Annotated in this window: 10 protein-coding genes and 1 pseudogene; 8 read left to right on the top strand and 3 right to left on the bottom strand. The window is 64.9% G+C overall.

Annotation, left to right across the window (positions count from 1 at the left end; translation table 11 throughout):
- Positions 1–69: 69 nt before the first annotated feature.
- Entirely contained in the window at positions 70–1,386 is a 1,317-nt protein-coding gene (locus ACYVB7_RS13950; RefSeq protein ID WP_460508701.1) for a tetratricopeptide repeat protein, read from the bottom strand.
- A 101-nt stretch (positions 1,387–1,487) separates the two neighbouring features.
- On the bottom strand, positions 1,488–2,066 hold the full coding sequence (locus tag ACYVB7_RS13945; RefSeq protein WP_460508699.1) for a rhodanese-like domain-containing protein: 579 nt from the start codon (positions 2,064–2,066) through the stop codon (positions 1,488–1,490).
- Positions 2,067–2,218: 152 nt separating this feature from the next.
- On the opposite strand from ACYVB7_RS13945, the gene ACYVB7_RS13940 reads away from it, so the two are divergent.
- From ACYVB7_RS13940 to ACYVB7_RS13930, 3 genes are all read left to right on the top strand, one after another.
- Positions 2,219–3,460: an MFS transporter gene (locus tag ACYVB7_RS13940; RefSeq protein WP_460508696.1), complete on the top strand. Its 1,242-nt coding sequence runs from the start codon at positions 2,219–2,221 to the stop codon at positions 3,458–3,460.
- Positions 3,461–3,559: 99 nt separating this feature from the next.
- Positions 3,560–4,975 (top strand): GGDEF domain-containing protein, encoded by a 1,416-nt coding sequence (locus ACYVB7_RS13935; RefSeq protein ID WP_460508693.1) that lies wholly within the window; start codon positions 3,560–3,562, stop codon positions 4,973–4,975.
- A gap of 9 nt (positions 4,976–4,984) precedes the next feature.
- Positions 4,985–6,517, top strand: coding sequence for a periplasmic substrate-binding domain-containing protein (locus ACYVB7_RS13930; protein WP_460508690.1), 1,533 nt, complete (start codon positions 4,985–4,987; stop codon positions 6,515–6,517).
- 41 nt (positions 6,518–6,558) lie between these two features.
- Here ACYVB7_RS13930 and ACYVB7_RS13925 read toward each other — a convergent pair whose 3' ends face one another.
- On the bottom strand, positions 6,559–7,095 hold the full coding sequence (locus ACYVB7_RS13925) for an Lrp/AsnC family transcriptional regulator (protein WP_460508689.1): 537 nt from the start codon (positions 7,093–7,095) through the stop codon (positions 6,559–6,561).
- 107 nt (positions 7,096–7,202) lie between these two features.
- Here ACYVB7_RS13925 and hppD point away from each other — a divergent pair, with 107 nt between their 5' ends.
- The 5 genes and pseudogenes from hppD to ACYVB7_RS13900 all read left to right on the top strand — a co-directional run.
- Positions 7,203–8,315: a 4-hydroxyphenylpyruvate dioxygenase family protein gene (gene hppD / locus ACYVB7_RS13920; protein WP_460508686.1), complete on the top strand. Its 1,113-nt coding sequence runs from the start codon at positions 7,203–7,205 to the stop codon at positions 8,313–8,315.
- A gap of 3 nt (positions 8,316–8,318) precedes the next feature.
- Positions 8,319–8,639, top strand: a complete 321-nt coding sequence (locus ACYVB7_RS13915; protein WP_460508683.1) for a 4a-hydroxytetrahydrobiopterin dehydratase — start codon at positions 8,319–8,321, stop codon at positions 8,637–8,639.
- A complete protein-coding gene (gene phhA, locus ACYVB7_RS13910; protein WP_460508680.1) occupies positions 8,636–9,538 on the top strand; it encodes a phenylalanine 4-monooxygenase in 903 nt (300 codons plus the stop codon). Before ACYVB7_RS13915 ends, phhA begins: the two co-directional genes overlap by 4 nt.
- On the top strand, positions 9,535–10,290 hold the full coding sequence (locus tag ACYVB7_RS13905; protein WP_460508678.1) for a Rossmann-fold NAD(P)-binding domain-containing protein: 756 nt from the start codon (positions 9,535–9,537) through the stop codon (positions 10,288–10,290). The genes phhA and ACYVB7_RS13905 overlap by 4 nt, the downstream gene beginning before the upstream one ends.
- 6 nt (positions 10,291–10,296) lie before the next feature.
- Positions 10,297–10,488: pseudogene (locus ACYVB7_RS13900) on the top strand (DUF4287 domain-containing protein); the annotation flags it as partial.
- Positions 10,489–10,776: the final 288 nt, after the last annotated feature.

The raw sequence follows: 10,776 nt of genomic DNA, 5'->3' as shown, positions 1-10,776 counted from the left end.
CGGAACTTCGAAACTGAAAAAGCCCCCTCAACCGATGGTTGAGGGGGCTCCGTACTGCAACGGCGGTGTTCAGTGGGAGACGGCTTTGCGTCCCCACACCACATAGCCGTTCAGAGGGTTTCCAGCCTCCATGCGCAGCAGCACATCTTGCACCACCACGTCAACAAATCCTGCTTGTTCAAACACGCTTTGCACATGCGAGCGTTTGTGGGCGTACCGACCTGAAGGACGAAGTTCCATGTTGGGACCGTCGACCGCTGCTTCTTCGAATGACGCCACAAACTGACCGCCTGGGGTCAGGATGCGGTGGGCATTGGGGATGGCCTTGTCCACGGTGCCCGCATAGACGAACACATCCAGTGCTGCGATGATTTCGTAAAGCGAGTCGGGAGTGGCTTCCAACGCGTCATGCAAGTTGACGGTGTGAAATTTGTCATACACACCATGCTTGGCGGCCTGTTCAATCATTTTGGAGGACAGCTCCACGCCAACCAAAGCGCCTTGCAGCCTGCCAAGGCAGGCACCGAGCAGGCCGGTCCCACAGCCCAGGTCCAGCACGTTGAACTTCTTGTCAGCACGCTCCGCGAGAATTCGATCGGCGACAAGTTTTGGAAGCCTGTAGGCCAAGCTCCCCACCAGCTGGGCGTCAAAGGTTTCTGCGTACCAGTCAAACAACCCCATGGTCAGTGCAGCAGGTTGTGAGTCGGGCACTTTGCCGTTGGCCACTGCTTGGTAGTACTGAAATGTTTCGTTGGCAGGTTCTTTTTCCACAAGCCAGTCCGCATCCGCTTTGGCTCCTGCGGGATCGTTTTTGGCAAGGGCAATTTGCACCCGGGCAAGTCGGGGCTCAACGGTTTCTGGGAATTCGGTTGCAAGACTGTTCCAGACCTGCAATGACTCGTCGTGTTGCCGGTGTCGTTGCAAATCGGTGGCAATCATCAAACGCAATTGAGGGTCATTGGGGACGATGGTCAATGCATGGCGCAACAGCCTGACGGACCGTTCCAAGTCCCCTGCCTTGCGGGATATTTCAACCGAACCCATGAGCACGCTCATGTTGTCTGGCTCCAGCTTCAACGCCGTGTCCGACGCCGCCAACGCTTCGACAAACCGACGGTGCTTGACAAGCAACAACCCCAGACCCAGCTGGCCGGGCGTCCAGTTGGGGGCCAGGGTGACTGCACGTTGCATCCTGTCCAAAGCCCCGTTGAGATTGCCAGATACTTCCGCCAACCATGACCCAACCAGGTGAACGCGAGGGTCGTTGGGGTTCTGTCGGTTGGCTTTGTTCAGCGTTTCTGCCGCTTTCTGTAGCGCTCCATCCTGGATGGCCTGCCGTGCGGCATTGAGTAGGGGCAAATTGAGGTCTGCAACGGGAGAGGTCATGCGAACGGGCAATGTAAGAGTGAGGTCAATCCCGCGATTATCAGGTGTTCCTTGAGGTTGCCTCTGCTGGATGCCCTGCACCATGCTGAAGGAGCGGGCGTTCAGAACTCGTTCTTGACGGACGTCAGGCCCAGGGCGTCCCAGTCCAGCATGCCGCCGCGGTAGTAGTAGATCTTGTCCGCGGGGAAGCCCTCGCGGGTCATGGCGCGGATGGCTGTGGGGCTTTGCGGGCAGGTGGGGCCGTTGCAGAAGGCGTACACCTTCTTGGCGGCGCTGCAGTTCCAGGTGCTGCCTGCTTTGGTGCAACCCAGCTCGGCCATGCGGTCCACCACCTCGGTGTAAGGAATGCCCAGCGAGCCGGGGATGGTGCCCTTCACCCGGTCGTTGGTGTCGCGCATGTCCACCACCAGCGATTCACGGTCGCTCAGGGCCTGGATGATTTCGGTCTCGCCAATGGGGTGCACACCCGCCACCGGCACCAGCGGCTGGATGGTGCCGCCGTTCTTGCCGCAGGGTGTCATGGTGCGGGTGATCTCGATGGGGCCTTTGGCCGTCTGCACCACCACCACTTTCTGGTTTTCGAAAATGGTCAGCGGCGTGCCCACGGCGATGGTGGCGGCCTGGCCAAAGGCCAGCGAGGTGGCGCACAGGCCCAGGGCGAGGGTGAGGATGGGTTTCATGGTGTGTCTCCGTTCTAAAAATTGTAAAATAAGAATATAAGCAGTTAACTTATTTCATCCTGACATTGGACACGGTGCATTGGGCCTGCGCACCCCAGGGAAACCCTGAGGGTGTCAAACCCGAGTCAAACCTACCCCTTAACATGGGGCGCATGACCGCCGCCGCCCTCCATCCCTCGTCGCCCACCCCTGTGCCCCTCAAGAAGGACGCCACCGTCATCGGCCTGGTGGGGTTGGCGCATGCCACGTCCCACTTCTCGCACCTGTTGCTGGCCCCGCTGTTTCCCATGTTCATGAAGGACTTCGGGCTGAGTTATGGCGACGTGGGTTTCCTGATGAGCATCTTTTTTGTCGTCTCGGGTTCAGGTCAGGCGATGGCGGGGTTTGTGGTGGACCGCATCGGGGCGCGTCCGGTGCTGTTCGGGGCCATCGGCCTGTTTCTGGCGGCATCGCTGGTCGCCTCCATCACCACCAGTTACACGGGCTTGATGGTGGTGGCCTTGCTGGCGGGCGCGGGCAATGCGCCGTTCCACCCCGCGGACTTCACCATCCTCAACCAGCGCGTGTCGGTGGGGCGTCTGGGCCACGCGTTCAGCGCCCACGGGCTCACGGGCAACCTGGGGTGGGCGTTGGCGCCGGTGTTTCTGGTGGGCATCACCGCCTTGGCCGACTGGCGCACCGCCTACCACGCCGCCGCGCTGATGTACGCCGGTGTGCTGCTGTTGCTGTTCTGGAAGCGTGAGCACCTGCGCACCGAGGTGGTGGTGCGCCATGTGGACGCGCCCAAGGGCACAGACTTGGCCTTCATGAAGCTGCCCGTGGTGTGGTGGTGTTTTGCGTTTTTTTTCCTCTCCACCATGACGCTGGCGGTGGTTCAGAGCTTCGGCCCGTCCATCCTGAAGGCGGCCCACGGGGCCAGCCTGGAGCTGGCCACGCTCACCATCACCGCCTACATGCTGTGCGGTGCGCTGGGCATGCTGGTGGGCGGTTTCGTGGCGGCGCAGACCGTCCATTCGGACCGTGTGGTGGCCTGGGCCATGGCGGCGGGCACCGTGCTGCTGTTGCTGTGCGCCACGGGCTGGCTGGGGGCCATGGGCACCATGGCGGGGCTGGCGGCCACCGGGTTTGCGGTGGGTGTGGGCGGCCCCAGCCGCGACATGATGATCAAGAAGGCCACCCCCAAAGGGGCCACCGGGCGGGTGTACGGCCTGGTGTATTCGGGCCTGGACGCCGGGTTTGCGGTGTCGCCCGTGGTGTTTGGCGTGTTCATGGACCGGGGCTGGTATGCCGCCACCCTCACCGGGGCCGCGTTCACCCTGGCGCTGGCGGTGGTGGCCGCCACCGGCGTGGGGCGGCGCACGGTGGTGGCATCGGCCCCCGTGAAGGTGGTTTGACCCGGTTCCAGACGGGGCTGTTTCGTGCTTAACTGAGCCCATGAAAGAAGCCGTTGGTGTCCCTGGGGGGGCCCTGAACCCCCACGCCTTGGAGGTCGTGTGACCGCCGATGCCCCCCGCTTTGGCCTGGTGGCCCGCACCCGCCTCTGGACGGTGGCGCTGGTGGGGCTGGCCTTGTCGGCGGCAGTGCTCACGCACCAGGCCCTGGGGCGCTTGCAGAACGGCCTGCAGCAGGTGGTGGCCAACGAGCTGGACCATCTGATGGACTCGGTGCGCCTGGTCCAGCAGTCTGAGGCGCTCATCAGCCAGAGCCTGTCGCTGGCGCAATCCCAGTCGCAGGAGGAACGCCGACGCCAATGGGTGGACTTGGTCGACAGCTTGGAGTGGGTGCGCAAAATGACCCGGCAGGTGGCCTCTCATGGCCACACCGATCCCGACCTGCTCACGCGCCTGGAAGGCACCCAAGGGCGACTGGCAGCAGGCGTGGAAGAGGTGGACACCCTGGTTCGGCAACGCTTGCGCCTGCGCGAGCAAGGCTTGGCCCGGGGCACCGCCGCCATGGCCCAGCTGGAAGAGCGCATCGCCCAGACGGCCATGCGCAACCGCGGAACAGGGGCCGAGCTGTCGGTGTTGATGGGCTACTTCTCGGCGGACACCCGCTCGCGCATGCGCGACCGCGTGGACCAGCTCAGTGCCGAAGTGGGTCGCCAGCAAAACCTGCTGTGGGGCTTGACGGGCCTCATGGTGGTGCTCATGTTGGTGTTGGTCACCTACTTGCACCGCACCGTGGTCCGCCGGGTGGTGGATTTGCAGCGTGCGGTCAGCCAGGACCCGGTGGACGAGCAAGGCCTGGCCGTCCCTGGGCACGACGAAATCGCCCGGTTGGCCCACACCGTGCGCAACTACGTGGAGCGCATCCAGGCCAACGAACGCCAGCTTCAGCGGGCCAACCAAGACCTCACCTACCTGGCCGAACACGACCCCCTGACCCGCCTGGCCAACCGGCGGCATTTCGACGCCGCCAGCCGCCGCATGCTGGTGGCCGTCAAAAGCCCCTTGGCGGTGGCGGTGCTGGACATCGACCTGTTCAAGCAGGTCAACGACCGCTTTGGCCATGACTTTGGCGACCAGGCCCTGGTGCATGTGGCCCAAAGCCTGGGCGCAGCCCTGCGCGACCGCGACGTGCTCGCCCGCTTTGGCGGCGAGGAATTTGTGGTGCTGATGCCCGTGTCGGGCCTGGAGGCCGCGTTGGAGGTGTGCGAGCGCATGCGCCAGAACGTGGCACAGCAACCCATCTTCCACAGCCCGCAGGAGCCCGTGCCGCTCACCGTCAGCGTGGGGGTGGCGTTGATCACCGGGCTGCCCTTGGCGGCGGACGATGTCCGTGCCGCCTCCCTCATGCAACAAGCCTTTCAAGCGGCCGATGTGGCGCTGTACAAGGCCAAGGCGGCTGGGCGCAACCGCGTGTGTGCCACCGACGAGCCGGTGCAGGTGCCGGACCTTCCCCTTCCCTGAGGTGCAACCATGAGCTTCACCCATGCCCCGGAGCCGGTGCCCCGGCACCCCACCCAGGCCCGCGTCAGCACCTGGTTCCTGAAGCTGGTGGCGCTGTGGCTCAGTGCCCTGGTGTGGACCAGCGCCTGGGCCGCCCGTGAAGACCTGCGCCTGGGCCTGACGCTGGAGCCTCCGTCGCTCGACCCCACCACCGTGGCCGCCGCCTCCATTGGCGAAATGCTCTACGCCAACGTGTTCGAAGGCTTGACCGTGCTGGACGCCGAAGGGCACATTGCCCCCCGGTTGGCCACCAGTTGGGTGCTGTCAGCCGACCGCTTGCAACTGGACCTGTACCTGCGTGCCAACGTGCGGTTCCACGACGGGCGGCCCTTCAACGCCGAGGTGGCCGCTTGGTCCATCCAACGCATCCTGGCGGCGGACTCCAAGAACCCGCAAAAAAAGTGGTTTGAACGTGTGCAGACCGCCCAGGCCGTGGGCGCCAACCGCCTGCGCCTGAGCCTGCGTGCCCCCGACCCCTTCCTGCCCTTTGCGCTGGCCCTGCCTGCTGCGGTCATGGTGCACCCGGACCATGTCGCCACTGTGGACCAGCAGCCGGTGGGCACCGGTCCGTTCCGCTTCAGCCGCTGGGACAAAGGCGCCAAGCTGGTGCTGGACCACAACCCCCTGTACTGGGGCCGACAACCCGCGCTCACCCATGTGGAGTTTGTGTTTGTGGGGGGACGCACCGAGGGCGAGTCGCTGCTGCTCGAAGGCGCACTCGACGGCCTCATCAGCGTGACCGACCGGGTGCAGAACTTCCAGGGCCGCCCCGACATCCAGGTGCTGCGCCGCCAGGTGGAGCAGAAAGTGCTGCTGGCCATCAACAACGAACGCCCCCCGTTCAACGACCTGCGCGTGCGCCGCGCCTTGTCACACGGCATCCGGCGCGACCCGTTCAAGGTGTTCTACGGGGAAGACCTGCAACCCGCTTACATCGGCAGCCACTTTGCCCCCACCCATCCCGCCTACGTGGACCTGGTGCAGCGCTACCCCCACGACGCCGCATTGGCCCGCAGCCTGCTGAAGGCCGCCGGGGTCAAACCCGGCACCAAGGTGGCGCTGGTGGCCCCGCCCACCCGCTATGGCCGCATCGGCAGCGTCAGCATCACCGAAGACCTGGAAAACCTTGGCTTCCAGGTGGAGGTGCAAAACCTGGGCTGGAAAGACTGGCTGGCCCAGGTGTTCAACAAGAAGGACTATGCGCTGTCCATCATTGCCCACGTGGAGCCCATGGACCTCAACATCTACGCCCGCGACGGTTACTACTTCAACTACGACAACGCCGCCTTCAAAAAGCTGTGGGACCAGACCATGGACGCCCCCAACGAGGCCGAGCTGAACCGCCTGCTGGGCCAGGCCCAACGCCGCATTGCCGACGACGCGGTCAACGTGTTCCTGTTCATGGTGCCGCAGACCTTTGTGCTCAACCGCAAGCTGCAAGGCTTCTGGGTCAACACCCCCTTGCCCACCACCGTGCTGGAAGACGTGCGCTGGGCCAACTGACGCTGCGGCCCTCACCGGTCCTTACCGGCCTTCACCGGGCCTCAACGCTCCATGAAGCGCGCCTGCCGCTTGCGCCGCGTCTGGCGGCCCAGGTGGCCCAGCGGCAGCTCGGTGGTGGTTTTCACGCAGTTCAGCACGATGTTGGAGCGGATGCTGGCCACCCCGGGCAGGTGGGTCAGCTGCTTCAGCACCGAGTCGGCCAGCTCGGTCAGGTCGGCGGCCACCAGCTTCAGGATGTAGTCCGACTCGCCCGTGACGGCAAAACACTCCAGCACCGCCGGGATGGAGGCCACATCCTTCTCGAACTGGTTGCCCTCGGTGGTGCCGTGGCGCGTCATGGTCACGTAGCTGATGGCCGTGACCCCCAGCCCCAGCAACGCCGGGTTCAGCAGGGCCACATGCCGCTGGATCAAGCCCGTGGCCTCCAGCCGCTGGATGCGCCGACTCACCTGCGACGCCGACAGGTGAATGGCCTCGCCCAGCGCCTGGTGGGTGGCGTGCGCGTTGGTCTGCAGCGCGGCCAGCAGGCTCAGATCGTAGCGGTCAAGCAGTAAATCGTCGTTGGATGGCGTGTTCATGCATGGATTGTGCATTGTTTGACGAAAGTCAAACCCCAATTGCGCACACCTTGCAGGGCTTGTTTCGCACAATTTCGGCACTTTCCCAACCAACACTGGAGACAACCATGCCTGACCTGTTCGACAACCCCATGGGCCTGTGCGGCTTTGAATTTGTGGAGTTCGCATCGCCCACCCCCGGCGTCATCGAACCGCTGATGGAAAAGCTGGGCTTCAGCCTGGTGGCCAAGCACCGCAGCAAAGACGTGCTGCTGTACCGCCAGGGCAGCATCAACTTCATCGTCAACCGCGAGGCCAAGAGCCAGGCCGGTTACTTCGCCGCCGAACACGGCCCCAGCGCCTGCGGCCTGGCCTTCCGGGTGCGTGACGCCCACAAGGCGTACCACCGCGCCCTGGAACTGGGCGCACAGCCCATCGACATCCCCACCGGTCCCATGGAGCTGCGCCTGCCTGCCGTCAAAGGCATTGGTGGCGCGCCGCTGTACCTCATTGACCGTTTTGAAGACGGCAAGAGCATTTATGACATCGACTTCGAGTTCATCGATGGTGTGGACCGCCACCCCGTGGGCCACGGCTTCCAGATGATCGACCACCTCACCCACAACGTGTACAAGGGCCGCATGGCCTTCTGGGGCGGGTTCTACGAGCGCATCTTCGGCTTCCGCGAAATCCGCTACTTCGACATCAAGGGCGAATACACCGGTCTCACCAGCCGCGCCATGACCGCGCCCGACGGCCTCATCCGCATCCCGCTGAACGAAGAGCGCGGCGGCAACGGCGGGCAGATTGAAGAATTCCTGATGCAGTTCAACGGCGAAGGCATCCAGCACATCGCCCTGTCGTGCAACAACCTGCTGGACGCCGTGGACAAGCTGCAAATGGCCGGCATCCCCCTCATGACCGCGCCCAACGACGTGTACTACGACATGCTGGCCGAGCGCCTGCCCGGCCACGGCGAACCCGTGGGTGAACTGCAAGCCCGCGGCATCCTGCTGGACGGCAGCACCGCCAACGGCGACAAGCGCCTGCTGCTGCAAATCTTCTCGCAATGCCTGCTGGGCCCGGTGTTCTTCGAGTTCATCGAACGCAAGAACGACGAAGGCTTTGGCGAAGGCAACTTCAAAGCCCTGTTCGATTCCATGGAGCGCGACCAGCTGCGCCGCGGTGCCATCCAAGGCGTGGCCGCACCTGAAGCAAGCAAAGAAGCCGCTGAGGCCTGAGCCATGCAGGCCCTCTCCCAAAACGAGGCGCAGCAACGCCTGCGCCAACTGCCCGGCTGGGCGCTGAGCGACGATGGCCAAGCCATCACCCGCAGCTACCGCTTTGCCGACTTCTGCAACGCCTTCGCGTTCATGACCCGCGTGGCCCTGGCCGCCGAAAAAGCCGACCACCACCCCGAGTGGTTCAATGTCTACAACCGGGTGGACGTGCGCCTCACCACCCACGACGCCAGCGGCCTGACCGAACGCGACTTTGCCCTGGCCACCGTGGCCGACGCCGCCGCCCAGGCCCTGGGGGCTGCCCTGGCAGGGGAGGCTGCATGAGCGCCGCCGCCATCCCCCTGCACGGCCTGGCCGCGGGCGACGCTGGTCGCCCCGCCAGCGCCGACTGGACCATTCCCCAGCGCTGGGACGACTACACCGCCGAAGAACACGCCGTCTGGCAAACCCTGTTCCAGCGCCAGACCGCGCTGCTGCCCGGGCGCGCCTGCGACGACTTTGTGGCCGGCATGCGCGACCTGCCCATCCGCCCCGACCGCATCCCCCACTTTGGCGAGCTGAACGAGGTGCTCAAACCCCGCACCGGCTGGGAAATCGTGGCCGTGCCCGGCCTGGTGCCCGACGACGTGTTCTTCGACCACCTGGCCCACCGCCGCTTTCCGTCCGGCCAGTTCATCCGCCAGGCCAGCCAGCTGGATTACCTGCAAGAGCCCGACGTGTTCCACGACGTGTTCGGCCACGCCCCCATGCTGATGAACCCGGTCATGGCCGACTTCATCCAGGCCTACGGCGAAGGCGGCCTGCGCGCCCAGAAGCTGGGCACCTTGCCCCTGCTGGCCCGGGTGTACTGGTACACGGTGGAATTCGGCCTGGTGCAACAGGCCGACGGCCTGCGCATCTACGGCGCGGGCATTGCCTCCAGCCGCACCGAAAGCGTGTTCTGCCTGGATGACCCCAGCCCCAACCGCGTGGCCTTTGAGGTGGAGCGCGTCATGCGCACGCACTACCGCATCGACGACTTTCAGGAGGTGTATTTCGTGCTCAACCACCTGGACGACCTGTTGCAACTCGCCCGCGTGGACTTTGCCCCCCTGTACCAGCGCGTGGCCCAGCAAGCCAGCCTGCAACCCGGCGACCTGACCGCCACCGACCGCGTGCTGCACCACGGCACCGGTCGCTACCACGCCGCAAAGCAGCAGATGACCAATGAGGAAGCCGCATGAGCGCCACCGCTGCCACCGCCACCCCACCCGTGGTGTGGATCACCGGGGCCAGCGGAGCCCTGGGCCAGGCCGTGTGCGCCCACTTCGCCCGCCAGGGCGCACGCCTGGCCCTGCTGGCCCGCCAACCCGCGGGCTTGCAGGCCCTGGCCCAAAGCCTGGTTGCCACTGGCGCGGCCACCGCGCCCGAACAGCTGCTGCCCCTGCCCACCGACCTGCTCAACCCCCAGGCCGTGGCCACCGCCCGCGACGCGGTGCTGGCCCGCTGGGGCCGCATCGACGTGGCCGTGCACCTGGCCGGTGGCTTCACCATGGGCCAGACCGTGGCCAGCGACGGGTTTGAAGCCGCCCTGAACCAGATGCTGGACCTCAACCTGCGAACCGTGCTGCACAGCGTGGCCGCGGTGCTGCCCGTCATGCAACGCCAAGGCAGTGGTGCGGTGGTGAACGTGGGCGCGGCATCCGCCGCCCAAGGGCTGGCCCACATGGGCGCCTACGCGGCATCCAAGGCCGCCCTGGCAAGGGTGACCGAATCGCTGGCCGCCGAGGTGAAGGGGCAGGGCGAGAACGGACAAGGCATTCGGGTCAATGCCGTGCTGCCCTCCATCATCGACACCCCCGACAACCGCGCCGCCATGCCCAGCGCCAACCCCAGCCACTGGGTGGCCCCGGACGCCCTGGCCGAAGTGATTGGTTTTCTGGCATCGCCCGCTGCGCGGGCGGTGCAGGGGGCTTGTGTGCCGGTGGTGGGGTAGCCCACCGGACCCGCCTCGTACTTTCCGTCCATCGAAAAGAAATACGGCCAGCCCATCGCGCACTGGATGACGGTGTTGGCCAGCGCGGGCGACCTCAAGCACATGGAGCTGGTGGCCCTGCTGAAAACCACCCATGGAATGGGCCACGGCCACGCCAACGCGCTGGTGGCGTGGTTCAAGGCACAGCAGGGGCTTTGAAGCATGACGAGTGAATGGCTGCATGCGTGGGCAGTGCAGGGTTCTGGTCCTAAATGGCCTCTGCCGCTTTATTCATAAGGCTTGTTTGCTATTGAATTTGGTGTATTTTTAGAGGGGCGACCACCGTTTTCAAGAAGAAGCACCTTGCTTCCTTTGTTTTTCTTTAAGCCCAACAGGCCGCTCCGTCATCAGGGCAAGTCCTAGCCATGGGATGGGTCGTTCCGGTATCAAATTTCCCCAACAAGCGGACAAAGAGCCGCACCAATCGCAAGTTCGCGCAGCAGTGGG

The organism is Hydrogenophaga soli (assembly GCF_054777695.1).
Note: the sequence above shows the minus strand (reverse complement) of the source record. Positions and strands in the feature narration are given on the sequence as shown.

What these genes read in the sequence shown, in the direction of transcription:
- ACYVB7_RS13950 (WP_460508701.1), bottom strand. Translation starts at nt 1,386, where the DNA reads ATGACCTCTCCCGTTGCAGACCTCAATTTGCCCCTACTCAATGCCGCA.
- ACYVB7_RS13925 (WP_460508689.1), bottom strand. Translation starts at nt 7,095, where the DNA reads ATGAACACGCCATCCAACGACGATTTACTGCTTGACCGCTACGATCTG.
- ACYVB7_RS13940 (WP_460508696.1), top strand. Translation starts at nt 2,219, where the DNA reads ATGACCGCCGCCGCCCTCCATCCCTCGTCGCCCACCCCTGTGCCCCTC.
- ACYVB7_RS13905 (WP_460508678.1), top strand. Translation starts at nt 9,535, where the DNA reads ATGAGCGCCACCGCTGCCACCGCCACCCCACCCGTGGTGTGGATCACC.
- ACYVB7_RS13915 (WP_460508683.1), top strand. Translation starts at nt 8,319, where the DNA reads ATGCAGGCCCTCTCCCAAAACGAGGCGCAGCAACGCCTGCGCCAACTG.
- phhA (WP_460508680.1), top strand. Translation starts at nt 8,636, where the DNA reads ATGAGCGCCGCCGCCATCCCCCTGCACGGCCTGGCCGCGGGCGACGCT.
- hppD (WP_460508686.1), top strand. Translation starts at nt 7,203, where the DNA reads ATGCCTGACCTGTTCGACAACCCCATGGGCCTGTGCGGCTTTGAATTT.
- ACYVB7_RS13930 (WP_460508690.1), top strand. Translation starts at nt 4,985, where the DNA reads ATGAGCTTCACCCATGCCCCGGAGCCGGTGCCCCGGCACCCCACCCAG.
- ACYVB7_RS13945 (WP_460508699.1), bottom strand. Translation starts at nt 2,066, where the DNA reads ATGAAACCCATCCTCACCCTCGCCCTGGGCCTGTGCGCCACCTCGCTG.